The sequence below is a fragment of the Streptomyces alboniger genome (assembly GCF_008704395.1).
GTDB classification, from domain to species: Bacteria; Actinomycetota; Actinomycetes; order Streptomycetales; family Streptomycetaceae; genus Streptomyces; species Streptomyces alboniger.
The window spans coordinates 1,033,628-1,056,589 of sequence record NZ_CP023695.1 but is presented as its reverse complement, the minus strand read 5'-3'; the positions used below and the strand labels follow the sequence as shown (position 1 = coordinate 1,056,589).

General features: G+C 72.9%; 22 protein-coding genes. 6 read left to right on the top strand and 16 right to left on the bottom strand.

Annotated features, from left to right (window positions below; all coding sequences use genetic code 11):
• Positions 1-29 precede the first annotated feature (29 nt).
• The 9 genes from CP975_RS04440 to CP975_RS04400 form a co-directional block, all read right to left on the bottom strand.
• Positions 30-974, bottom strand: a complete 945-nt coding sequence (locus tag CP975_RS04440) for a sirohydrochlorin chelatase (protein WP_150476593.1) — start codon at positions 972-974, stop codon at positions 30-32.
• Positions 975-1,069: 95 nt separating this feature from the next.
• Positions 1,070-2,086 carry an N-acetylglucosamine kinase gene (locus tag CP975_RS04435; protein ID WP_055532439.1) on the bottom strand — a complete coding sequence of 339 codons (1,017 nt, stop codon included), beginning with the start codon at positions 2,084-2,086 and terminating at the stop codon, positions 1,070-1,072.
• Entirely contained in the window at positions 2,083-2,760 is a 678-nt protein-coding gene (locus CP975_RS04430; protein ID WP_030776658.1) for a uracil-DNA glycosylase, read from the bottom strand. Before CP975_RS04430 ends, CP975_RS04435 begins: the two co-directional genes overlap by 4 nt.
• Positions 2,761-2,793: 33 nt before the next feature.
• On the bottom strand, positions 2,794-3,879 hold the full coding sequence (locus CP975_RS04425) for a WD40/YVTN/BNR-like repeat-containing protein (protein WP_055532438.1): 1,086 nt from the start codon (positions 3,877-3,879) through the stop codon (positions 2,794-2,796).
• Positions 3,880-4,005: 126 nt separating this feature from the next.
• Positions 4,006-4,914 carry a homocysteine S-methyltransferase gene (gene mmuM, locus CP975_RS04420; protein WP_150476591.1) on the bottom strand — a complete coding sequence of 303 codons (909 nt, stop codon included), beginning with the start codon at positions 4,912-4,914 and terminating at the stop codon, positions 4,006-4,008.
• Complete coding sequence (locus CP975_RS04415) at positions 4,911-6,992, bottom strand: ABC transporter ATP-binding protein (protein WP_055534453.1); 2,082 nt, start codon at positions 6,990-6,992, stop codon at positions 4,911-4,913. The genes mmuM and CP975_RS04415 overlap by 4 nt, the downstream gene beginning before the upstream one ends.
• A gap of 15 nt (positions 6,993-7,007) precedes the next feature.
• Positions 7,008-7,913 (bottom strand): ABC transporter permease, encoded by a 906-nt coding sequence (locus tag CP975_RS04410; protein WP_055534455.1) that lies wholly within the window; start codon positions 7,911-7,913, stop codon positions 7,008-7,010.
• Entirely contained in the window at positions 7,910-8,887 is a 978-nt protein-coding gene (locus CP975_RS04405; protein WP_055534457.1) for an ABC transporter permease, read from the bottom strand. The genes CP975_RS04410 and CP975_RS04405 overlap by 4 nt, the downstream gene beginning before the upstream one ends.
• A complete protein-coding gene (locus CP975_RS04400) occupies positions 8,884-10,725 on the bottom strand; it encodes a peptide ABC transporter substrate-binding protein (protein WP_055534459.1) in 1,842 nt (613 codons plus the stop codon). The genes CP975_RS04405 and CP975_RS04400 overlap by 4 nt, the downstream gene beginning before the upstream one ends.
• Positions 10,726-10,941: 216 nt before the next feature.
• Here CP975_RS04400 and CP975_RS04395 point away from each other — a divergent pair, with 216 nt between their 5' ends.
• The 4 genes from CP975_RS04395 (at position 10,942) to CP975_RS04380 (ending at position 15,024) form a co-directional block, all read left to right on the top strand.
• Positions 10,942-12,132 carry an ROK family transcriptional regulator gene (locus CP975_RS04395; RefSeq protein ID WP_150476590.1) on the top strand — a complete coding sequence of 397 codons (1,191 nt, stop codon included), beginning with the start codon at positions 10,942-10,944 and terminating at the stop codon, positions 12,130-12,132.
• Positions 12,129-13,700, top strand: a complete 1,572-nt coding sequence (locus tag CP975_RS04390) for a M81 family metallopeptidase (protein ID WP_150476589.1) — start codon at positions 12,129-12,131, stop codon at positions 13,698-13,700. Before CP975_RS04395 ends, CP975_RS04390 begins: the two co-directional genes overlap by 4 nt.
• A 78-nt stretch (positions 13,701-13,778) precedes the next feature.
• A complete protein-coding gene (locus CP975_RS04385) occupies positions 13,779-14,594 on the top strand; it encodes a transporter substrate-binding domain-containing protein (RefSeq protein ID WP_055530637.1) in 816 nt (271 codons plus the stop codon).
• 46 nt (positions 14,595-14,640) lie between these two features.
• Positions 14,641-15,024 (top strand): VOC family protein, encoded by a 384-nt coding sequence (locus tag CP975_RS04380; RefSeq protein WP_055530638.1) that lies wholly within the window; start codon positions 14,641-14,643, stop codon positions 15,022-15,024.
• A gap of 24 nt (positions 15,025-15,048) precedes the next feature.
• Here the strand turns inward: CP975_RS04380 and CP975_RS04375 are convergent, their stop codons facing one another.
• Positions 15,049-16,128: an NADH:flavin oxidoreductase/NADH oxidase gene (locus CP975_RS04375; RefSeq protein WP_055530661.1), complete on the bottom strand. Its 1,080-nt coding sequence runs from the start codon at positions 16,126-16,128 to the stop codon at positions 15,049-15,051.
• Positions 16,129-16,258: 130 nt separating this feature from the next.
• Between CP975_RS04375 and CP975_RS04370 the strand changes: the two genes are divergently transcribed.
• Positions 16,259-16,615 carry an ArsR/SmtB family transcription factor gene (locus CP975_RS04370; RefSeq protein WP_055530639.1) on the top strand — a complete coding sequence of 119 codons (357 nt, stop codon included), beginning with the start codon at positions 16,259-16,261 and terminating at the stop codon, positions 16,613-16,615.
• A 30-nt stretch (positions 16,616-16,645) separates the two neighbouring features.
• Here CP975_RS04370 and CP975_RS04365 read toward each other — a convergent pair whose 3' ends face one another.
• The 5 genes from CP975_RS04365 to CP975_RS04345 form a co-directional block, all read right to left on the bottom strand.
• Complete coding sequence (locus tag CP975_RS04365) at positions 16,646-18,007, bottom strand: FAD-dependent oxidoreductase (RefSeq protein ID WP_055530640.1); 1,362 nt, start codon at positions 18,005-18,007, stop codon at positions 16,646-16,648.
• Positions 18,008-18,071: 64 nt separating this feature from the next.
• Positions 18,072-18,746, bottom strand: coding sequence for a TetR/AcrR family transcriptional regulator (locus CP975_RS04360; protein WP_055530641.1), 675 nt, complete (start codon positions 18,744-18,746; stop codon positions 18,072-18,074).
• Between the two features lie 180 nt (positions 18,747-18,926).
• Positions 18,927-19,622 carry an HAD family hydrolase gene (locus CP975_RS04355; RefSeq protein ID WP_055530643.1) on the bottom strand — a complete coding sequence of 232 codons (696 nt, stop codon included), beginning with the start codon at positions 19,620-19,622 and terminating at the stop codon, positions 18,927-18,929.
• A gap of 33 nt (positions 19,623-19,655) precedes the next feature.
• A complete protein-coding gene (locus CP975_RS04350; protein WP_055530645.1) occupies positions 19,656-20,342 on the bottom strand; it encodes a phosphatase PAP2 family protein in 687 nt (228 codons plus the stop codon).
• 172 nt (positions 20,343-20,514) lie between these two features.
• Entirely contained in the window at positions 20,515-21,450 is a 936-nt protein-coding gene (locus CP975_RS04345; RefSeq protein WP_055530647.1) for a M56 family metallopeptidase, read from the bottom strand.
• Between the two features lie 174 nt (positions 21,451-21,624).
• Here CP975_RS04345 and CP975_RS04340 point away from each other — a divergent pair, with 174 nt between their 5' ends.
• Positions 21,625-22,266, top strand: a complete 642-nt coding sequence (locus CP975_RS04340; protein WP_055530649.1) for an HAD family hydrolase — start codon at positions 21,625-21,627, stop codon at positions 22,264-22,266.
• Positions 22,267-22,309: 43 nt separating this feature from the next.
• Here the strand turns inward: CP975_RS04340 and CP975_RS04335 are convergent, their stop codons facing one another.
• A complete protein-coding gene (locus tag CP975_RS04335) occupies positions 22,310-22,876 on the bottom strand; it encodes a DUF5134 domain-containing protein (protein ID WP_055530651.1) in 567 nt (188 codons plus the stop codon).
• Positions 22,877-22,962: the final 86 nt, after the last annotated feature.

Below are 22,962 nucleotides of genomic sequence, written 5' to 3'. Positions count from 1 at the left end.
GCGGGCCCATCGGCGTACGTGCGCGGGGCTCAGTGCACCGGCGTGCCCGACGGCTGCTGCGGGGTGATGCCGAGCGTCGTCGTGTACTTGGAGAGCGCCAGCTTGCCGATGGCCGGGTAGGGGCCGAGCGGCTCGGCGACCGAGCAGCCCGCGTCCTTCGCGGCCACGTCGAGCAGACCCGGGTCGAGCTCGGGGCCGATCAGGTACGGGGCGAGCGCCAGCTGGGCCGAGCCCGAGCCGCGCAGCTGCTCCGCGATCGCCGCGATGGAGCCCTCCTGGTCGAGCGCGGCGGCCATCACCGGCACCGCGAGGCGCGCGGCGAGCAGCATGCCGGTGATCCCGGCGGCCTGGACGGCCTCCTCGCCGCCGACCGTGGCGAGGACGATGCCGTCCGCCGCGGTGGCCACGGTGAACAGGCGGGCGCGGTCGGCGCGGGCGAGCCCGGCCTCCGAGAGGCGCACGTGCAGGGCCTCGGCGAGCAGCGGGTGCGGGCCGAGCACGTCGGTCAGCTCGGCGGCGGCGCGGCTCTCCACGACGGCTTGCCGGATGCGGCGCATCAGCGCGCTGTCGGGGCCCGCGAGGAGCGGTACGACGACCGCGACGGGACCGTCGGGCTCGGCCACCTCGGCACCGGCGGCCCGCGCCCGCTCGACGCGGGCGGCACGCTCGGCGGACGCGTGCGCGAGCACGGACTGGAGCGAGGGGAACTCGGGGAAGGACGTGACGGTGGCATCCTCCTCACCGTCGACGTAACCGATTCTGGCGTCGAGGCCGGGCAGCTCGGAGCGGGCGATGCTCACGACTTCCTCGGCGAGGCTGCGCGTGGTGGTGCTGGGGGCGCCCGGCACGGCGAGGACCAGTGCGGGCGCGCCCTCAGGAGCCGCGACGGGCTCCGGACGGCGGTGCCGGCCCGGCTGACGGGGGCGCGGCATTCGTACGGGCAGGCCGGATGCGGGCCCAGTGGAGGAGCTCATGCGCCCGCATGCTACTGGCTTGCGGGACCTCCCTGTTCGGGGAGGGTGCAGGTGGGCGGTATAAGTCCGTTTTTGTCTGATGAATTACGTAGAGGTCAACTGTCGCCTTCCTGATGGACGGAGAGCATGCGCGCGTCGAGCGGCAGCCGCAGCCCGCCCCGGGCGATTTCGACCGCTATGCGCAGGGCGCCGTCCAGCGGGTCGCCGACCGCGGGAACCGTTCGCGCGTACGGCAGTTGGCCGGCCAGTTCCTCGCGCAGTGGGGCGAGCAGCGGCTCGCCCAGCTTGAACAGGCCGCCCGTGAAGGCGACTTCACCTGCCCCGGCCGCCGGGCAGACCGCCGCAGCGGCCTCGGCGATGTGGCGGGCCGCGTCCCGCAGGATGCCGCACGCCACGGCGTCGTCCGCCGCGCAGCGGGCCACTTCGGGCGCGAAGGAGGCGAGGACCGCGGGCCGGTCCGCGCGGGGGTAGAGCTGGCCCGGCAGGCCCGCCAGGGGGCCGAACATCCTCTCTGCGCGTGCGAGGAGCACCGGGGAGCCGCCCCGCCTGCCGTCGTGCGCCCGCATCGCCGCTTCGAGCCCCGCGCGGCCGATCCAGGCCCCGCCGCCGCAGTCCCCGAGCAGGTGGCCCCAGCCGTCGGCGCGCCGCCAGGCGGTGAGGTCGGTGCCGATCGCGATCATCCCGGTGCCCGCGGCGACGACCGCTCCCGGGCGCTCCCCGAGCGCGCCCGCGTAGGCGGTGACGGCGTCCGCCGCGAGCGCCAGGCGCCGTACGCCCAAGGTCTCCCGGAGCGCGGACGGCAGCTCGGCGCGCAGGTCCTCACCGAGGGCCGCCATCCCCGCGGCGCCGACCGCGACAGCCGTGATCCGCCCGCCGCCCGCCCGCTCCAGCAGCGTCCGTGCCATGGGCAGCAACCGCTCCATGAAGTGCCCGGCGTCGATGCCGCGCGACCCGGTGCGCACCGGGTCCGTGGAGCGCACGGGTTCCACGGAGTGCACAGGCCCCTTGGAGTGCGCCGGGTCCCGGCGGGGCGTGCCGTCCGGCGGGGCGAGGGCGGCCCGCAGCCCGGAGCCCCCCGAGTCCACGCCCAGCACCCACGCCGGGCCGGTCACGGCAGCCGCCAGTCCACCGGCTCCGCCCCCTGCCGCACCAGCAGGTCGTTGGCCCGGCTGAAGGGGCGCGAGCCGAAGAAGCCGCGGTCCGCCGACATGGGGGAGGGGTGCGAGGACTCCACCGACGGCAACTGCCCGAGCAGCGGCCGCAGATTGCGCGCGTCACGCCCCCACAGGATCGACACCAGCGGCTTCCCGCGCGCGGCCAGCGCCCGGATCGCCTGCTCGGTGACCTCTTCCCAGCCCTTGCCGCGGTGCGCCGCGGGTTTGCGCGGGGCCGTGGTGAGCGCTCTGTTGAGGAGCAGGACACCCTGCTGGGTCCAGGGGGTGAGGTCGCCGTTGGACGGCGGGGGCAGGCCCAGGTCCGTGTTCAGCTCGCGGTAGATGTTGAGGAGGCTGCCGGGCAGTGGCCGCACGTCGGGCGCGACCGAGAACGACAGCCCCACCGCGTGGCCGGGCGTGGGGTAGGGGTCCTGGCCGACGATCAGGACGCGGACGTCGTCGAAGGGCTGCTGGAACGCGCGCAGCACGTTCGCTCCCGCGGGGAGGTAGGTGCGTCCCGCGGCGATCTCCGCGCGCAGGAAGTCGCCCATCCCGGCGATCCGTTCGGCCACCGGCTCCAGGGCCTTGGCCCAGCCGGATTCGACGATTTCATGCAAGGGTCGTGGTGCCACGGCGTCACCCTACTGCCGTAACGCGCGCGCCGATCAATCGATGGCCGCCGCCCGCACGCAGAGCACGTCCGGCAGGTGCGAGGCGAGCAGCCGCCAGCTGTCGCCGTCGTCCGCCGAGGCGTACACCTCGCCGTTGCGATTGCCGAAGTAGAGGCCCGCCGGGTCGTTGTCGTCGCTGCACATGGCGTCGCGCAGCACCGTGCCGTAGTGGTCCTCCTGGGGCAGGCCCGCGCTCAGTGGCTCCCAGCTCTTGCCCGCGTCGGCCGTGCGGTAGACGCGGCAGCGGTGGTCGGCGGGGACCCGGTCGCTGTCCGCGGTGATCGGGAAGACGTACGCCGTGTCGGCCCGGTGGGGGTGCGCGACCACCGCGAAGCCGAAGTCGGAGGGCAGGCCGCCGCCGATGTCCGTCCAGTGCGCGCCCGCGTCGTCGCTGCGGTACACCCCCCAGTGGTTCTGTAGATACAGCCGGTCCGGATCGGCCGCGTCCCGCGCGACCTTGTGCACGCACTGGCCGAACTCCGGTTTCGGGTCCGGGAGGAACACCGCGGAGACGCCCTTGTTCGAAGGGGCCCAGCTCGTGCCGCCGTCCAGGGTGCGGAACACCCCGGCGGCGGACACCGCGACCGTCACCGCGCCGGCGTCGCGGGCGTCGGTCAGCACGGTGTGCAGGCCCTCCCCGCCGCCGCCCGGCATCCACTGGGAGCGGGTGGGGTGCTCCCACAGCGGACGTACGAGCGCGAAGCTCTCGCCGCGGTCCTCCGAGCGGTACAGCGCGGCGGGCTCCGTGCCCGCGTACACCACGTCCGGCTCGGCGGCCGAGGGGTGCAGCTGCCACACCCGCTCCAGCGACGCCCCGGTGTCCTTGGGGAACTTCACGGCGGGCTTCGCGGGCTCCGTCCAATTCCGGCCGAGGTCGTCGGAGTGGAAGACGGAGGGGCCCCAGTGCGCGCTGTCTCCGCCCACGAGGAGGTGGGGGGCGGGGCCCCGGGTGTCGATGGCGACGGAATACACCGCCTGCGCGTTGAAGTACGGGCTGTCGTCGAACTCCCAGGCGCCGGCGCGCCTTCGGCCGATGAACAGGCCCTTGCGCGTGCCTACGGTCAGCAGTACATCGGCCATGGCGGCCACCTCCGCGACGTCGTTGTCTCAGGTACTCGTCAGTCTGCACCCGACCACTGACAGTCACCCTCCGACGCGACGTTCCCGCAGGTAGACGCCGTGTCCTCAGCCCGTCGGCCGCGGGCCTCAGCCCGTCGGCCGCCCCGGCGACGCCAGCTCCGCGGCCACCTGCGCGATGACCGCGGGGCCCACCCGGCAGCACCCGCCGACCAGCCGTGCCCCCGCCGCCCGCCAGCCCGCCACCTGACCCGCCGCGAACCGCGCGGGACCGCGCCAGGACCGGGCCCCGGCGTCCCACGTCTCGCCGCTGTTCGGGTAGACGACCACGGGTTTGCCGGTGACGCGCGCGGACAGCGCCACGGCCGCGTCGACGTCTCGCGGATCGCAGCAGTTCACGCCGACCGCGATGACCTCGTCCACGTCGGCGGCGAGCGCGAAGGCCTCGTCGAGGGGCTGGCCCGCGCGCGTGCGGGCGCCCGCCACGCTGTACGACAGCCAGGCCGGCACCCCGAGGCCGCGCACCGCCCGCAGCAGGGCCCGCGCCTCGTCGGTGTCGGGGACCGTCTCCAGAGCGAGCACGTCCGGTTCCGCCGCGGCGAGGGTTTCGAGGCGGGGCCGGTGGAAGCGCTCCAGCTCGTCCACGGTGAGGCCGTACCGCCCCCGGTACTCGGAGCCGTCGGCGAGCATCGCCCCATAGGGGCCTACCGACGCGGCCACCCACACCTCGCGCCCGAGCCCGGATCCGGCGGCCCGCGCCAACTCCACGCTCAGGCGGAGCAGTTCCGTGGTGCGGCGCGCGTCGATGCCGTGCCGGGCGAACCCCTCGTACGTCGCCTGGTAGCTCGCGGTGATGGCGACCTCGGCGCCCGCCCGGTAGTACGCGCGGTGGGCGGCCTCGATCGCCCCGGGCTCGTCGGCGAGCAGCCGCGCCGACCACAGCGCGTCACCCAGGTCGTGACCTGCGGCCTCCAGCTGGTTGGAGAGGCCGCCGTCGAGCACGACCGGGCGACGCGAAAGGACATCGGCGAATCTCACACCGTCGACGCTAGCGAAGGCGCGGCCGGCGGGAAGTGGCAGGCCACCTGGTGGCCCTGCCCGTTCGGTGTGCTCACGGGCGGCTCGGCCGTGGCGCACACGTCCTGGGCGAGGGTGCACCGGGTGCGGAAGCGGCAGCCCGACGGGGGCTTCGCCGCCGAGGGGGTCTCGCCCTTCAGCGGCGCGCGTTCCGTATCGGAGGCGGCCTCGGGGTCGGGGAGGTTGACCGTGTCGAGCAGACCGCGTGTGTAGGGGTGCAGGGGGTGCGCGTAGACCTGTTCGGCCGGGCCCGACTCCACCAGCTTGCCGAGGTACATGACGCCGACGGTGTCCGCCAGATGGCGTACGACGGCCAGGTCGTGCGAGATGAACAGATAGGTCAGGCCGCGCTCGCGCTGGAGGTCCCGCATCAGGTTCAGGATCTGCGCCTGCACGGACACGTCCAGGGCGGAGACCGGCTCGTCGGCGACCACCAGATCGGGCGAGAGCGTCAACGCCCGAGCCAGGCCCAGGCGTTGACGCTGACCGCCGGAGAACTCGTGGGGGTAGCGGTGCACCGCGCCGCGCGGCAGACCGACGGCGTCGAGGAGTCCGGCGACCAGCTTCTCCCGCTCGGCGCGGCTGCCGACGCCCTGGATCACCAGGGGCTCGCGCAGGATCTCGCCGACCCGCATGCGTGGATCCATCGCGGCGGTGGAGTCCTGGAACATCAGCTGCACGCGGCGCCGGTGCGCGCGCCGCTCGGCCCGCGACATCCGCGCCGGATCGGCGCCCCTGAAGCGCACCGCCCCGGCGGTCGGCTCCTCCAGGCCCGCGACGATCCGCCCGAGCGTGGTCTTGCCGCACCCGGACTCGCCGACCATGCCGTACGTCTCGCCCTCGCGGATCCTGAGCGACACCCCGCCGACCGCGCTGACCGCGCCCCGACCGCGCGAGAACGGGCCGCCCTTGAGCGGGAACTCCTTGACCAGGGCGTCCAGTTCGAGGAGTACGCCCCCGGGGCCGGCGGTGGGCGGTACGGGCGGTGGGACCACGACCTCCTCCGGCGTGACGGCCTTGTCCGGCACCGGGTGGAAGCACGCGAACCGGTGCTCCACGCCGCGGACCTCGTCGTCGGCGAGCGGTGGCTCCCCGGTGCGGCACTCGTCGGTGGCGAAGGTGCAGCGCGGCGCGAAGCGGCAGCCCGTGGGGCGCGCCGCGAGGTTCGGCGGCAGGCCCGGGATGGTGTGCAGTTCGGTGCCGCTGCCCGCCGCCCGCTCGGGCAGTGCGGCGAACAGCGCCTCGGTGTAGCGGTGGCGCGGGCGGGCGAACAGGTCGCGTACGTCCGACTCCTCGGCGACCTTGCCCGCGTACATCACCGCGACCCGGTCCACGCGGTTGGCGATGACGCCCAGGTCGTGGGTGACCAGGATCATCGCCATGCCAAGCCGGGAGCGCAGGTCGTCGACCAGCTCCAGGATCTGGTGCTGCGTCGTCACGTCCAGCGCGGTGGTCGGTTCGTCCGCGATCAGCAGCTTCGGCTCGCAGACCAGGGCCATGGCGATCGCCACGCGCTGGCGCATGCCGCCGGACAGCTGGTGCGGGTAGGCCTTCATGCGCTCGGCGGGCTGGTCCATGCCGACCAGGCGCAGCATCTCCTGGGCGCGCGCCCGGGCCTCCTTCCCGCCGATGCCGGGGCGGTGCAGCAGCAGCGGCTCGGCCACCTGCGCGCCGATGGTCATCGTCGGGTTGAGGGAGGTGAGCGGGTCCTGGAAGACCATGCCGATGGTGTCGCCCCGTACGTCCCGCAGGACCGGCTCGGGAGCGGTGGCGAGGTCCTGGCCGTCGAACAGGACGCGGCCACCGGTGATCGCGCCGCCCGGTGGCAGCAGGCCGAGGACGCTGAGCGCGGTCATTGTCTTGCCGCAGCCGGACTCGCCGACGATGCCCAGGGCCTCGCCGGGGGCGAGGGTCAGGCGGACGCCGTCGAGGGCGTGGACGGTGCGCTCGCGCGAGATGATGTCGACGCGCAGGTCCTCGATGGTGAGCAGCTGCTCGGTCGTGGGCCGGGGCTCGGCCGCGCACTGGGGCTCGGTCATCTGTCGTGTCTCCCGTTACTTCCGCAGCCGCACTTCGAAGGCGTCCCGCAGCCCGTCACCGATGAAGTTGAACGCGGCGACGACCAGCACGATCGCGATGCCCGGCGGGAAGATCAGCCACCAGTAACCGTTCTGCGTGTAGGTGATGCCGGCGGACAGCATCGATCCCCAGTCGGCCGAGGGCGGCGGGATGCTCAGCCCGAGGAAGGCGAGGTAGCTGACGTAGAGGATCGCGTCGGCGATCTGGAACGTGCAGTTGACGATGACCGTGCCGATCGCGTTCGGCACGATGTGCTTGAAGACGGCCCGCGCGCCGCTGCCGCCCATCATCCGCATGGCCTGGACGTACTCGCGGTCGCGCAGCGCCAGGGCCTCGCCGCGCACCAGGCGGGCGGGGGACAGCCACGCCACCGCCGCGATGATCATGATGAGGACGCCCTTGCTCGGTGTGACGATCGCGGCGACGACGACGAGCAGGAACATCGCCGGGATGGCGAGCGCCGCGTCCGTGATCCGCATCATCACGGCATCGGCCCAGCCGCCGAAGTAGCCGGCGACCGCGCCGTAGACGGTGCCGAAGAGCGTGGCCAGCAGGCCTGCCGCCAGGCCGATCTCGAGCGACGTCCGCCCGGCCACCATCAGCCGGCCGATCATGTCGTAGCCGAGGTCGGTGGTGCCGAGGAGATGGCCCGGGCTGCCGGGCGGGAGGTTCGCCCGGGAGAGGTCGGTGTGGACCTGCTCGGTGGAGTACAGGAGCGGGCCCAGATAGCTGAGCGCGAGCAGCAGGAGCAGCACCACCACGCCCGTCAACGCGAGCTTGTTGCCGGTGAAGACCTGGAGCGTGCGGCGTGCCAGCGAGGGTGTTGCGCGCGCCGCCTCCTCATGGCCGGGGGCGGTGACAGGGGCTGCCGTGGTACTCATGCCACGCTCCGTATCCGGGGGTCGAGAACGGCGTACAGGACGTCGGTGAGCAGCGAGCCGACGACGGTGGCGACACCGACGACGAGCGTCACGCCGAGCAGGACGGGGAAGTCGGAGCCCTGGGCCGCGTTCCAGAACAGCAGCCCCATGCCCGGGTAGTTGAACATCGACTCGACGACGAGGGCGCCGCTGAAGAGGGTCGGGAGGTAGAGGCCGAGGAGCGTCGCGAGGGGGATCAGCGCGTTGCGCAGGACGTGCCTGACCATGATCCGGCGGCTCGACTGGCCCTTGGCCATCGCCGTGCGGACGTATTCCTCGGTGAGGTTGTCGAGCACCGCCGAGCGCATGTAGCGGCTGAACATCGCGATGATGCCGAAGGCCATGGTGACCACAGGGAGCACCAGACCGGAGAGGTCGCCGAGGAGTTCGCCGACCGTCTCGCCCTGGGGTGCCTCCGCCGGGAGGACCGGCATGACCTGCGCGAACAGGATGATCATGATGAGACCGAGGAAGAACACCGGCGTCGCGTACATCAGGAAGGCGAGCCCCGTCAGCGCGTAGTCCGACGCCTTGCCGCGCCGCACGGCCTGGAGCAGGCCGAGCGGGACCGCGATGATCACCGCGAGGGTGGTGGACAGGACGGTGAGGAGCAGCGTCTTCGGCAGGCGCTGCCTGAGCAGGTCGAGGACGGGCGAGTTGAGTTTGAAGGACTCGCCGAGGTCGCCCGTGAGCAGCCGCTTCAGATACATCGCGTACTGCGTGGGCAGTGAACGGTCGTACCCCTGCTGGTGGTTGAAGTGCTCGATCTGCTGCGGCGTGCCCTTCGGGCCGAGGATGGCGCGCGCGGGGCCGCCCGGCAGCAGGTGCAGCAGCACGAAGACGATGACCGACACCAGGAAGAGCACGACGATCGCCTGGAGGAAGCGTTTGACCAGAAAGCCGGTGAAGCCGGTGGAGCCCTTGCTGCCGGTCACTTCCCGGCCCCCTTCTTCTTGACGTAGTACCAGTGCTGGGGCGCGAAGCTGACCGTCGGGTTCTGCGCGACGCCGCGCAGGTCGTTGCGGATCACCGAGACCTGGTACGCCGGGTTGGGCATCCACATCACGGGCAGCTGCTCGGCGAGGTACTCGCCGTACTCGTGCACGGCCTTCATGTCGGGGGAGTACTGCACGCCCCGGATGACGCGGTCGGCCCGTTTGTCGCTGTAGTTGCCGAAGTTGGCGGAGGCCCCGGTCGAGAAGAGCTGCTCGCCGCTGGGGTTGAGCGGGTAGTACCAGCTGCCGGCCGTCCCGAAGAAGGACATGTCCCAGTCGCAGCCCGGGTCCTTCGCCCCGCACGGGACGGAGTTGCCGAGGACGGAGTTCAGCGGCTGCTGACGTACGGTCAGCTCGATGCCGGCCTTGGACAGCGACGACTTCAGCTCCTGCATCATGTTCGTCGTCTCGGTGGAGCCGGACTGGGAGAGCAGGGTCAGCTCCAGCGGCGCGTCCTTCTCGATGCCCTTGCCGCACTGGTCCTCGCCCGTCCCCGGGCGTACGCAGCGGGCCGTGCCGTTCTTGGTGCGCCAGCCGTGCGCGGCGAGGAGACGCCGGGCCTCGCGTACGTCGTACGGGTACCGGTTCCGCTCCATGGCCTCGGACAGGTACTGGCTCTTCGGTGTCGTCGGTACGGGGCCGAGCGTCGGGGTGGCGCTGCCCTGCCAGATGACGTCGCTCATCGCCTTCTGGTCGACGAGGTGCTGCATGGCCTGCCGGATGTAGAGCTGGTCCATCATCGGGCCGCCGTGCGTGGAGTTGAAGTTGTAGACGATGTACGTCGCCGCCCACCCCTCCCACGGATCGACGCGGTAGCCCTTGTCCTCGAACTTCTCCTTCTGCGCCATCACCGACGGCGGGATGTAGCCGTAGTCGACGCCGCCCGAACGCAGCACGTTGAACTCGGAGTCGGCCGTCGTGAACGGCTTGAAGACGACCTTGTCCAGGTGGGGGCGTTCCGACGCCGGGCCGGTGTACCTCTCGTTCGGCACGATCGTGACCTGACCGCTGTCCCGCCAGCCCGCGAGCCTCCAGGGCCCGTTGACGGTCTTCCACAGCGGGTCGGAGCCGTACGAGCCGAGGCTCTTCGCGTGTTTCGTGAGCCGCGCGAAAACCGCCCTGGCGCCCTCGGTCGTGCGGTCCCAGTCGCCGATCCGCCCGCCGTCGGTCCTCGCGTCCCAGGCGTGCTGGGGCAGGGCCCTCATCAGCGTGAGCTGGTTGGCGGTGAACCAGTCCGGGTTGTACGCGCGCGCCAGGTGAAGGCGCACGGTGTGGTCGTCGAGCGTCTCGAACCGCTTGACGTTGTCCGGCATCGCGCCCACCGAATAGCCGCCCCACTCCGCCTTGTTGGCCTTGACGAGACGGAACCAGAACTCCACGTCGCGCGCGGTGACGGGCTTCCCGTCGGACCACTTGACGCCCTCGCGCAGCGGCACCGTCACCGTCTTGTTCCCGTCGCCGTACCTGGGGGTGAGACCGAGCGTGCCGGGGCCGTGTGTGCTCAGCTCGCCCTTCGCCTTGTCCTGCACGGCGTCGTACACCGGCGTGAACAGCAGTGAGTAGATGCCGCTGTTGTACGAGGCGCCGTAGCCGGGTGCGCCGATCGGGAAGATCCAGTTGGGTGTCGCGGCCGGGGGCAGGGCCATCGTCGCCGTGCCGCCCTCGACGGGGGTGCCGCCGGTGGGGCCCATGTCGATGCGGCCGCCCTCGCGGACGCAGCCGGTGAGGACCATCGCGAGGACGAGCAGAGCTGCCGCCGCGGAACGATGTGAACGCATGGCGATGGGCCTCCCAGGGGGACGGGGGCGGCCCCGTGCCGGAGAACGACGGGGCGGCGCCCGAACGCTAGGCCGCACGCGAAAAACAAGTCAATAGCTTCGTTCGGAAGAGACCCGAAAACCCGGCGGGGGTAGCGGACTTGATTCGAGGAGACCTAGTCTTCGTGCCGCGGTCGAAGTAGAAACTCGAAGCAACAGGCAACAACGGGGGGCGGCATGGCCGGAACACCACTCGGCGAACCGGGGTCGGCGCAGCACATCGTCCACCTGGTCTCATCGGGGGCGGCCACTTCCCGGGCGGATCTCGTACGCGAGTTGGGCCTCGCCCCCTCGACGGTCTCTCTGCGCGTGCAGGAACTGGTCGACGCGGGGCTCCTGAGCGAGTCCGGAGAGGGAGCCTCGCGCGGCGGTCGCAGGCCACGTCTCCTGCGGGTCGCCGCGCACGGAGGCGTCGCGGTCGCAGCCGACCTCGGCAGCCACCACGCGCGGCTCGGCGTGGTCGACCTGGGCGGCACCGTCACGGACGCCGTCGATCTGCCCCATGACATCACCGCGGGACCCGAGTCCGCCGTGGACTGGCTCTGCGGCCAGGTCGACCGCCTCATCGCCCGCCAGTGCGAGGAGGGCCGTGCCGTACGCGCGTTCGGTGTGGCGTTCCCCGGCCCGGTGCAACCGGATACGGGCCGCGTCCTGAGCCCGTCCCGCATGCCCGGCTGGCACCGCTACCCGCTCAGGGACGTCCTCGCCGAGCGGCTCGGCATCCCCGTCACCGTCGACAACGACGCCACGATGATGGCCGTGGGGGAGCACCGCGTCGCCCGCCCCGGACTCGACCACCTCGTCGTCGTCAAGGCCGGACGCGGCATCGGCAGCGGCATCATCTCCGCGGGGCGCCCGCACGGCGGCGCCAACGGCAGCGCGGGCGACATCAGCCACGTCCGCGTCGACGCCGCGGGCGACCGCCCGTGCAGCTGCGGCAACATCGGCTGCCTGGAGACCGTCGCCAGCGGCGCCGCCCTCATCCGCGAACTCGCCCGCCAGGGCGTCGAGGCCGCCGACACCGGCGACCTGCTGCGCCTCGTCGCGGACGGCGACCCGCAGGCCACCACCCTCGTCCGCACCGCGGGGCGGCACATCGGCACCGTCCTGTCCGTCGTCGTCAACTTCTTCAACCCGCAGGCCGTGGCGCTCGGCGGCGTCCTCGCGACCGCCGAACCCCTGGTGGCCGCCGTGCGGGGCGTGCTCTACGAACGGTGCCTGCCGCTGGCCACGGCCGACCTGGAGATCACCACCACCGTCACCGGCGTCGACGCCGGCCTCCTCGGCGCCGGCCTCACCGCCCTGCGGCACCACCTGCCGACCTCGCCGGCCGCCCCCGCCCCCCAGGAAGCGAGTGCCCCCGCATGACGCCCACCACGAACCGCCGCCTGCGCATCGGCATCGGCGGCATCGGCATCGAGTCGTCCACCTTCTGCCCGCACCGCTCCACCACGGACGACTTCCGGCAGACCCGCGGCCAGGACCTCCTCGACCGCTACACCTGGACGCGCCCCGGCTCCGACCTCGCCGCGGCCGTCGAGTGGGTGCCGCTGCTGCACGCGACCTCGCTGCCCGGCGGCCCGGTCGAGGCCGCGTCGTATCTGACCCTCAAGGACGAACTGGTCACGCGCATACGGCGAGCGGGCCCGCTCGACGGCCTCGTTTACGACATCCACGGCGCGATGAGCGTCGTCGGGCTCACCGACGCCGAGGCCGACCTCACCGAGGCGGTGCGCGCCGCTCTCGACTCCGTCGGCACCCCGGACGGCACCGGCCGACCGATGATCTCCGCCGCCATGGACCTGCACGGCAACGTCTCGCGCCGTTTCGCCGAGCCCGTCGACCTGCTCACCACCCACCGTCTCGCCCCGCACGAGGACGCCTGGGAGACCCGCGAGCGCGCGGCCCGCAACCTCGTCCGCTGTCTGCGCGACGGCGTCCGCCCGCACCGCGCCTGGGTACAGGTGCCGGTGCTCCTGCCCGGCGAGAAGACCAGCACCCGCCTGGAGCCCGCCAAGTCCCTCTACGCCTCGCTCGCCGAGATCGAGAAGCTGCCCGGCATCCTCGACGCCGCGCTGTGGGTCGGCTACGCCTGGGCCGACGAGCCGCGCTGCAAGGCCGCCGTCGTCGTCACCGGCGAGGACGCCGGACTGGCCGCGGCCGAGGCCGAGAAGCTGGCCCGCCGCTACTGGGACGCCCGCCGCGACTTCGTCTTCGTCGGACCGACGGGCAGCGCCGAGGAGTGCGTCGAGCGGGCGGTCGTCTCGTCCCGGCGCCCCTTCCTGATCAGCGACTCGGGCGACAACCCGACGGCGGGCGGCGCGGGTGACCTCGCGTACATGCTGGGCAAGCTCCTCGAGAACGACGCGATCCGCTCCGGGCGGGTCACCGCCGTCCACCCCGGCATCACCGACCCGGCCGCCGTAGCCCGCTGCTTCGAGGCGGGCGTGGGCGCGGAGGTCACGCTGAGCGTCGGCGGCAAGGTCGACGCGCACCACGGCGGGCCGTACGAACTCACCGGCACCGTCGTCGCGTTGCAGCACGCCACCGATCAGAAGGACCGCGCGGAGGGCGGCGCCTACGACCGCGGGGTCGACATGGCGGCCGTCCGCACCGGCGGCCTCACCGTGATCCTCGTCGAGCGGCGCAAGCCGTTCCACACCCTGGCCGACTTCATGGGCCCGCGGGACGGCGGACTCGGCATCGACCCTCGTACGTACGACATCGTGGCCGTGAAGATCGGCTACCTGGAGCCCGAGCTGTACGACATGGCGGCGGACTGGCTGCTCGCGCTCACTCCGGGCGGCGTCGACCAGGATCTCCTCCGCCTCGGGCACCACCGCGTGGAGCGGCCCCTGTACCCGTTCGACGAGGACGCGTACGCCGGCGGGGGCCCCGATCTGACCGCCGTGCGGCTTGCGCCGCTCGACGGGTGAGAAGAAGGTCCACCGGCGGGAACGGGTCTGCGAGGGTGATCCCTACGAGCCGTCGTCCGTAGCGCGAAGGAGCCCTCCGTGAAGCGTGCCGCCACCCTGGCCGCCCTCGTCTGCCTGCTGGCCGCCACCGCCGCCGCGCCCGCTCTGCCCGACGCGGGCGCGCGCCCGGACCGCCACTACGGCAGCCTGCTGGACTCCGTGCCGAGGAAGGGCGTCCTGAAGGTCTGCACGACCGGCGACTACGCGCCGTTCACCAAGCTGGACCCCGCCGGCAAGAAGTACAGCGGCGTGGACATCGAGATGGCGCGCGACCTCGCGAAGAGCCTCGGAGCCAAAACGAAGTTCGTGGCGACGACCTGGGCGAACCTCACCAAGGACGTCGCCGCGCGCCGCTGTGACATCGGCGTCGGCGGCGTCTCGATCACCCTGCCGCGCGCCCGCCAGGTCTACTTCGGCGAGCCCACGCGCGAGGACGGCAAGACGCCGATCGTGCGGTGCGCCGACAAGGGCAGGTTCGGCGCGGGGACGCTGAAGGACATCGACAAACCGGGCACCAGGGTCATCGTCAACCCCGGCGGCACCAACGAAGAGTTCGCGCGCGCCCACATCAAGCGGGCGACGATCACGCTCCACCCGGAGAACACCACGATCTTCCAGGAGATCATCGACGGCCGGGCGGACGTGATGATGACGGACGCGAGCGAGACCCGCTACCAGTCGAGGATCCACCCCGAACTCTGCTCCCTCCACCCGGAGAAGCCGTTCACCTTCTCGGAGAAGGCGTACGCGATCCCGCGCGGCGACGACGAGTTCAAGGCGTACGTCGACCAGTTCGTGCACCTCGCCACGCACGACGGGACGTACGCGAAGTACGAGGCGGAGTGGATGAAGTAACCCGTCACCCCCGTTTGGCCGGGAATCGCGGGGGGACCCGGCCGTCATGACCGTTCACAAGAACGCCGTGCTTGTCCTGGACTGTTCGGAGCCCGAGCAGCTCGCCGAGTTCTACGCCGGGCTGCTCGGCGCGGAGGTCCGGCTGAGCAAGGACCCCGACTACGTCGAGATCACCAACGAGAACGGGGTCTGCCTGGCCGTCCACCGGGAGCGCGACTACATCCCGCCGAGCTGGCCCCGCCCCGAGGACTCGCAGCAGGCGCACCTGAGGATCATGGTGGCCCGGCACGACATGGACGAGGCGGAGCGCGAGGCGGTCGGCCATGGCGCGCGCCCCGTGGACACGAAGAACAACAGCGGTCCGCGGGACACCCGCACCTACTCCGACCCGGCGGGCCACTCCTTCACCCTGGCGGCCATCCCCGAATGACCCGCGTGAACGGCCGGGGCGTGCTCAGACGGACCGGTGGTACTGGTCCGGCACGTGCACCTCGGCGCCGACTTCGCGTGCCGCGTGCCGCGCCCACGACGGGTTGCGCAGCAGCTCCCGGCCCAGCAGGACCGCGTCCGCCTCGCCGCCCGCGAGGATCTTCTCGGCCTGCTCCACGTCGGTGATGAGGCCGACCGCGGCGACCGCGAGATCCGTCTCGGCCTTCACCCGCGCGGCGAACGGCACCTGATAGCCGGGCTCGACGGGGATGCGGACGCCCGCCGCGTTGCCGCCCGTGGACACGTCGAGCAGATCGATCCCGTGCTCCTTGAGTCCGGTCGCGAAGCGCACGGTGTCGTCGGCCGTCCAGCCCGCCTCCTCCAGCCAGTCGGTGGCCGAGATGCGGAAGAACAGCGGCTTGTCCTCGGGCCACACGGCCCGTACGGCATCGACCACTTCCAGGGCGAAACGCGTGCGGTTCTCGTACGAACCGCCGTACGCGTCGGTGCGCTTGTTGCTGTGCGGGGAGAGGAACTCGCCGATCAGATAGCCGTGTGCGCCATGGATCTCGGCGACCTCGAAACCGGCGTCGAGCGAGCGCCGCGCCGCGTCGGCGAACTGCCCGACGACCTCGCGGATCTGCTCGACGGTCAGCTCCGCCGGCACGGGGTGGCGCTCGTCGAAGGCGACCGGGCTGGGCGCGACGGGCTGCCAGCCGTACTCCTCCGGACCCACCGGGCCGCCGCCCGTCCAGGTGCGCCCCGTGGACCCCTTGCGTCCGGAGTGCGCGATCTGGATGCCGGGGACGGTGCCCTGGCTCTTGAGGAACGCCGTCGTGCGGCGGAACGCCTCCACCTGGGTGTCGTTCCATATGCCGAGGTCGTACGGGCTGATGCGGCCCTCGGGGCTGACGGCGGTCGCCTCGACGATGATCAGGCCCGTACCGCCGGCGGCACGCGCCGCGTAGTGCGCGAAGTGCCAGTCCTGCGGGACACCTGCTTCGGGCCCCTCCGGGAGCGCCGAGTACTGGCACATCGGGGGCATCCAGACCCGGTTCGGGACGGTCAGCGATCGCAGGGTGTACGGCTCGAACAGGGCGCTCACGGCGGACTCCATTACTCGCGGCTGGTCTTCTAGTCGTACGATAGACCTCGTAGTACGGTGAATGTCAAACTACGGCGAACATCAAACTACGGTGAATGCCGAACTACGGTGACTGTCGTACGATGACGCCATGACGACCGCCGCCAGCAGCAGGACGCTCGCCCACCCCGAGCCCGAGGAGATCCGGCTCGACGCGGTGCTGCACGCCCTCGCCGACCCCATGCGGATGCGGATCGTCCGGGACCTCGCCAGGGAAGAGGGAGCGGAGCTGGCCTGCTCGCACTTCGGCCTGCCCGTCACCAAGTCGACGAGCACGCACCACTTCCGGGTGCTGCGCGAGAGCGGTGTGATCCGGCAGATCTACCGGGGTACGGCCAAGCTGAGCGTGCTGCGCCGCGACGACCTGGACGCGCTCTTCCCCGGCCTCCTCGACAGCGTCCTCGCCGCGGCCGCCCGCGAGGCGGAGAGGCTCGGCGCCGACGGCTGACCGGGAGCCGCGAGAAAGCCCGCCCGCCGCCTATTGCCCCTGCGCCGCCCGCCGCAGCCCCGCCCAGTCCGGGATCTTCACCACGCCCCGGCCGAGCGAGCGCCCCAGCTCGGCCTCCGCGCGCTCGATCGCCAGCCACCCCGGCCACTCCACCGGCCGCACACCCGCCGCGCGCAGCCCCGCCAGCGGATCCTCCGGAACGCCCCTGCGTACGAGATCGGGGGCGTCGTCCAGCAGGGACTGCACCGTCTCCTTGGCACAGGGGCGGTTGGTGCCGATGACGCCGGTCGGGCCCCGCTTGATCCACCCGGCAACGTACTCGCCCGGCGACGGCGCCCCGTCGCGCAGCACCCGCCCGGCCGCGTGCGGGACCGTGCCCCGCTCGGGGTCGAACGGCAGCCCGTCCAGTGGCACCCCGCGGTAACCGACCGAGCGCAGGACCAACTGCGCCGGGATGTCCTCGTACTGCCCCGAACCGCTCACCCCGCCCCGGCCGTCCGGCAGCGTGCGCTCGAAGCGCGCCCCGGCGACGCGGCCCGCGGCCCCGGCCGTCAGGGCGACAGGACGCAGGAAGAAGCGCAGGCGGATCCGCCGGGGCAGACCGCGTGGCGGGCGCTCGGCCCAGCCGCGCAGCACCTCGATGTTGCGACGGCTCGCGGCGGGCAGCCCGGACGGGTCGGCGTACGCGGGGTCCAGCGCCAACTCCGCCGGATCCACGACGACTTCGGTGTCCGGGAGCGCGCCCAGCTCCCGCAGCTCCTTGGTGGTGAACCGCGCCTGCGAGGGCCCGCGCCGCCCCACCATGTGCACCTCGCGCACCCGGCTCCCCGCGAGGACGCCGAGCGCCGCGTCCGGCATGTCCGTGGGCAGCAGCTCGGCCACGCCGCGGACGAGGATCCGGGCGACGTCCACCGCGACGTTCCCCACGCCGATGACGACGGCCGACTCCACGCCCCGTACGAAACCGTCCTGCTCGAAACCGTCCGTCAGCACGTCCGGATGCGCGCTGTACCAGGAGACGAACTCGGTCGCCGAATGACTGCCCGGCAGATCCTCGCCGGGCACCCCGAGCCTGCGGTCCGCCGCCGCGCCCACGCAGTACACCACCGCGTGGTACAGATCGAGGAGCCTGGCCGGGGGCAGGGCGCCGGGGCCGATCTCGACGGACCCGAGGAAGCGCACGCGCTCGTGCTCCAGGACCGTCCGCAGATTGTTCTGGAGCGACTTGATCTTCTCGTGGTCCGGCGCGACGCCGTAGCGCACGAGGCCGTACGGGCAGGGCAGCCGGTCGAGCACATCGACCCGCACCCGCGGCACCAGGTCCTGCTGGACGAGGGACTGCGCGGCGTACACCCCGCTGGGACCCGAACCGACGACGGCGACGTGCAGCACGCTGGTGCTCCCTCCGCGAGGCGACCCCGGGACGGTTTCAGGATCGCACTCGGGGTGCCCGCTGTCAGGGTGCGCGGCCCAGCCGTTCCGCGCCGCCGCCGTCGGCATCGGGTGGAGCGCCGCTGGGCGGGACGCCGAGCGCCCAGTCCAGGCCGTACCGCTGGAACAGCTCGGCCCGCAGCGTCGCGAGCGGCATCGGCGCGCCCGGGATGAGCAGGGCGAAGACCGCGCCCATGAGCAGAGCGCGCAGCAGCGGATAGTCCCTGTCGACGTCATCCGATCCGTACCGCACGACGGTGTCCCGCAGCAGCTCCGCCAGACGCTGCTGCTCGGGGCACTGCACGAACCCCTCCGCCTGGAGAATGCCCGCCATGTGCGTGCGCATGAGCAGCGGTTCGTCCCGGGCCAGGCCCAGGATCGCGTCGATGGCGCGCGCCAGCCGCTCCGCACCCTCCGCGCCGCCCGTGCTGTCTGTGCCGTCTTCGGGGATCGGCTCCCGCTCCAGGGCGGCTTCCAGAGTGCGGTGCATCAGCCGGTGCACCGCCGACTGGAGGAGCTGGCGCTTCCCCGGGAAGTAGTACGACACCAGACCGCGGGCCGCGCCCGCCCGGTCGGCGATGTCCCCGAGCGTCGTCGCCTCGTAACCCCGCTCGCCCACCAGCTCCACCGTGGCCTGGAGCAACCGCTCGCGCGAACGCCTGCGCAACTCTTCATTGACCGACGGGCTACGCGGGGACATTCCGTAACTCCTGCGTTGACTGGCTCTGAGCCAGTATACTCGGCGTGTCCCGCACCGAGGCCTTCATCAGGCCACGCGTGGGTCGAACCAGCCTGGGGCAGGCAGCACCGCGGGGGAGTGTTGCCTGCTCCCAGGTGGTTCCACAGGGCCCACCGGTGGTTCGACGAGGTCTTCGACGCCTCACCCGGCCAGGTCGAGCACCGGCCGCAGCGCGTCCGGGCGCCGGTCGGCCGGCAGATGGTCGACGAAGTGCAGCGCGCACCCGAGCGCCGCCGCCCCGCCGTCGGCCCGTCGGTCGTCACCCACCATCAGCGTGTCCCGGGGATCGGCTCCCAGCGCCTCGCAGGCCAGCGCGAACAGGCGCGGGTCCGGCTTCTGGATGCCGTGCTCGTACGACAGGACGTACGCGTCCACATACGCGTCGAACCCATGGGCGCGGAAGACGGGCCGCAGATCCCACCCGATGTTGCTGACCACCGCTACCCGGACACCCCGGTCGCGCAGTCCGGCCAGGACCTCCGCCGCGTCACCGTAGGGACGCCACGCCTCGGGTGTCATGTGCCGCTCGTACAGCGCGTCGTACAGCCGGGGATCCGGCAGCGCCACCTCCCGGGCGACCCCCGTGTAGGCGGCGCGGTGCTGCTCGGCGCTCCGGTCGCGCTGCGCCCACAGCCCGGCCAGACGCGCGGGCACCGCGACCGGTACGGCCCCGCCGGGCATCGCTCCCACCCGCTCCAGGCCGGCCGCGGCCCGCGCCAACTCGTCTTCGGCGAACGGCACTCCGAGATCGTCGGCCACGGCGCGCAGCCAGGCTTCGGTGGGTTCGATGCGGAAGAGGGTTCCGGAGAAGTCGAAGAGTGCGCCCTTGATCGTCATAGCCAGGATCCTCCGGGGGTGCCCGACGACCGGTCAAGAGCCGCTCGCGCCATGCCTGCCGGGCCCGTACGCGTACGTCGTGACGGCCAGCGCCACCGTCAGTGCGCCGAGCAGCCAGCCGCCGAGGACGTCCGTGGGCCAGTGGACGCCGAGCCAGACGCGGGTCACCCCCACCCCGGTCACCGAGAGCACGGCGAGGGTCACGGCCGCGCGCCACGCGGTGCGGCCCACCCCGTACAGACGCAGCAGCCACAGCAGCATTCCGCAGACGACCGCCGCCGTCATCGCGTGGCCGGAGGGGAACGCCGCGTAGTGCGCGGAGTCGACGGGGTCCGACCACACCGGACGAGGGCGGTCCACCGCGGCCTTCAGCGCCTGCTGCACCACCGAGGCCGCCACACAGGTGCCCGCGAACCAGAGCGCGAGCCGGCGGGCGCCGCGTGCCGCGAGCCAGAGGACGGTCACCGCGCACAGCGCGCGCATCGTCCATGGGTCCCACACCCAGTCGGTGAGGATCCGGCTCGCCCGGGTGAGACCCGGGTCGGCCACCGCCCAGCGGTGCGTGGTGCGGGCGATGCCCTCGTCGAGCGAGATCAGCGGCTTCCACTCCAGCGCCACCAGCAGGAGCAGCAGGAGGGAGGGGACGCAGAACAGCGCCGCGGCGCGCGCGGCCCGGTGGGCGGGCGGTCGGGTGGGGGAGTCCAGTGACGCGGGGTGCATAAGGGGATCCTCGCCGACGGAATGGGATGGAAACCATCTCCGGGCCGGCGGCGCGGCGTCGCCCGGGACGGCCCGGTGCGGGTACCCGCGATCGCGCGGGGTGCCCACGGCGCCCCGCGCCCGCCTCGCGGAAGGCTTCCGGGCGCACGCACCCCGGCCCGCGGGACGTGGCCTAGCCCAGCGCCCGCAGACCCGGTACGAAGGTGACGAGGACGGGGATCACCGGGACCAGCGCCGCGGTGGCCGTCAGGCGCAGTCTGCGGGCGGTGGTGAGGCGCGGGTGGGCGGAGAGCAGCCGGTGCACGCGGTGCGGGACGTGTGCGTGCGGCGTCGGGCAGGGGCCGAACACGCCGCGGTCCTCGTTCAGTTCGACGAGGGCGAGCGCGATCGTCAGCCGCCCGAAGCGGCGTGACGCCACGTCGTCGGCGGCCAGCTCCACCAGGCGGTGCATCTGGTCGCGGAACGCGGCGAACACCCGTACCTGCGGGAAGCCGGCGGCCAGCGCGCCCGAGCAGTGCAGCAGCCAGTCGTGCCTGGCCTGCGCGTGCCCCTGCTCGTGCGCGAGCACGGCATCGAGCTGACGGCCCTTCAGGCGACGCAACGCGGCGGTGGTGATGACCAGTTGAGGCGCCTGACCCGGCAGCCACCAGGCGTCCGGGCGCTCGCCCTCCAGGACGACGAGGCGGTCGGCGCCCGGCTCCTCCCCGGGCAACAGCGGGGCACGCACGAGCAGCTCGGCCCGGCGCCCGGCCCGGCGGGCTCGCGCCAGTGCGATCTCCCGGGTCAGCATCGCCGCGGTCCACACGCCGCCGCAGGCCAGCGCCACGGCGGTGGCGGCCGCCCAGGGACCCGGCGCCTGGAGAGCGTACGCCTCGACCACGGCGTGCGGGGCGGGCGCGAAGACGTGGCCGCGCACGGCCTGCCACGCGGCGGCCGCGCTGAGCGTCATCGACAGCGCGCAGCAGAGCAGGACGCCCGCCACCACGCACTGCCAGGCCCATAGCGCGACCACCGGTTCGCGCTCCGGCCAGTCGGCCCGCGCGAGCATCCGGGGGGCGACGACTGCCGTCAGGGCGCCCAGCAGCAACAGTGCGACGGGGACCATCATGCCGCCCAGCCTATGAGGGCCGGGCTACCGAGGGGTATGGGCTGTCTCCTCAAGTGATGGACGCCACGGCCGATGTGCGCACCTCGCATACGAAATGGGCTCCGATCGGATCGCTCCGTTCCGCCGCCGAGTGGCGGCCGCCGTACGCGCGGGCGGACGCCGTAGTGTCGGAAGATGATCGAGACCATCGTGTTCGACGTGGGGGAGACCCTCACCAAAGACGACCGCTACTGGGCATCGTGGGCGGACTGGCTGAAGATGCCGAGGCACACGGTGTCCGCGCTCGTCGGCGCCGTCGTCGCGCAGGGCGGGGACGGCCTGGACGCGCTGCGGCTCATCAGCCCGGACATGGACATCGCCTCCGCCTACCACGCGCGCGAGTCGGCGGGCCGCGGTGAGCATCTGGCCGAGAGCGACCTCTATCCGGATGTGCGGCCCGCCCTCGGCGGTCTCCACAAGCTCGGCGTCCGCGTCATCGTCGCGGGCAACGCGACATCGCGCGCCGCCGAACTCCTGCGCGACCTCGATCTGCCCGCCGACCTCGTCGTCACCTCGGGGGACTGGGGCGTGGCGAAACCGGACCCCGCCTTCTTCGCGCGGGTGCTCGAAGTCGCCCAGGCCGGGCCCCGCGAGACGCTCTACGTCGGCGATCACCCCGCGCACGACGTCTTCCCCGCCAAGCAGGCGGGACTGCGCACCGCGCACATCCGCCGCGGCCCGTGGGGCCATCTGTGGGCGGACGACGCGGCCGTGGCCGAGGCGGCGGACTGGCAGATCGACAGCCTCACGGCGCTGGCCGCGCTGATCGGGCACTGAGGCCCCGGCCGGGGAGCGCGCGACGGGGCCGGTCGGGGCGCGGTCAGAGCGTCAGCAGCATCGCCAGCATGCCGATCCCCATCGACAGCCTGCACGCCAGCGCCAGCTCCGGCCGGTCGCCCCAGCCGAGGGCGGGCGGGCCGCCGCTGCCACCCCGGACCGCCGTCACGGTGCCCGCGGGGGCCAGGCGCGCGCCGGACCACAGGACGTATCCGGCGAAGTAGAGCAGGAGGGCGCCGGTCAGTACGGGCAGGCCCGCGCCCCCGTGTCCCGCGTGCGCGCCGGGGGTCGTGATCATCGCGAGCGACATGTAGACCATGGCGCACGCGCCGACGAGATGGTGCAGGTGGTGACGGCTCGTGCGGGCCGCCCACAGCGCGTGCAGCGCGGCCGCCCCGAACACCGCGGCGTAGCCGAGCCAGGCCCAGCGCGGCAGCGCGACCACCGCGGCGGGCACGGCCATCACCGCCATCCCGAACCCCATGAGCGCCTCGCCGCCCGCGGTACGGCGCTGTTCCTCGATCCGGCTGCGCATCCGCAGCAGACAGTAGGCCCCGGTCGCCGCGCACAGCGCGACGAGCAGCCAGGCGGCCTGCGTCGGTCCGTGCACCGCGCACCTCCCCCTGTCGACGGTGTCGTCGGGTCGATGCCCAGGCCCGCGGAGCCGTACGCGAGCGCATGGGGGTGCACGGGGAG

Excerpts from the sequence above, each read along its gene's own strand:
- CP975_RS04390 (WP_150476589.1), top strand. The coding sequence starts at position 12,129 with ATGACGCCCACCACGAACCGCCGCCTGCGCATCGGCATCGGCGGCATC.
- CP975_RS04415 (WP_055534453.1), bottom strand. The coding sequence starts at position 6,992 with ATGACCGAGCCCCAGTGCGCGGCCGAGCCCCGGCCCACGACCGAGCAG.
- CP975_RS04360 (WP_055530641.1), bottom strand. The coding sequence starts at position 18,746 with ATGTCCCCGCGTAGCCCGTCGGTCAATGAAGAGTTGCGCAGGCGTTCG.
- CP975_RS04345 (WP_055530647.1), bottom strand. The coding sequence starts at position 21,450 with ATGATGGTCCCCGTCGCACTGTTGCTGCTGGGCGCCCTGACGGCAGTC.
- CP975_RS04340 (WP_055530649.1), top strand. The coding sequence starts at position 21,625 with ATGATCGAGACCATCGTGTTCGACGTGGGGGAGACCCTCACCAAAGAC.
- CP975_RS04370 (WP_055530639.1), top strand. The coding sequence starts at position 16,259 with ATGACGACCGCCGCCAGCAGCAGGACGCTCGCCCACCCCGAGCCCGAG.
- CP975_RS04425 (WP_055532438.1), bottom strand. The coding sequence starts at position 3,879 with ATGGCCGATGTACTGCTGACCGTAGGCACGCGCAAGGGCCTGTTCATC.
- CP975_RS04400 (WP_055534459.1), bottom strand. The coding sequence starts at position 10,725 with ATGCGTTCACATCGTTCCGCGGCGGCAGCTCTGCTCGTCCTCGCGATG.
- CP975_RS04395 (WP_150476590.1), top strand. The coding sequence starts at position 10,942 with ATGGCCGGAACACCACTCGGCGAACCGGGGTCGGCGCAGCACATCGTC.
- CP975_RS04440 (WP_150476593.1), bottom strand. The coding sequence starts at position 974 with ATGAGCTCCTCCACTGGGCCCGCATCCGGCCTGCCCGTACGAATGCCG.
- CP975_RS04380 (WP_055530638.1), top strand. The coding sequence starts at position 14,641 with ATGACCGTTCACAAGAACGCCGTGCTTGTCCTGGACTGTTCGGAGCCC.
- CP975_RS04410 (WP_055534455.1), bottom strand. The coding sequence starts at position 7,913 with ATGAGTACCACGGCAGCCCCTGTCACCGCCCCCGGCCATGAGGAGGCG.
- CP975_RS04350 (WP_055530645.1), bottom strand. The coding sequence starts at position 20,342 with ATGCACCCCGCGTCACTGGACTCCCCCACCCGACCGCCCGCCCACCGG.
- CP975_RS04355 (WP_055530643.1), bottom strand. The coding sequence starts at position 19,622 with ATGACGATCAAGGGCGCACTCTTCGACTTCTCCGGAACCCTCTTCCGC.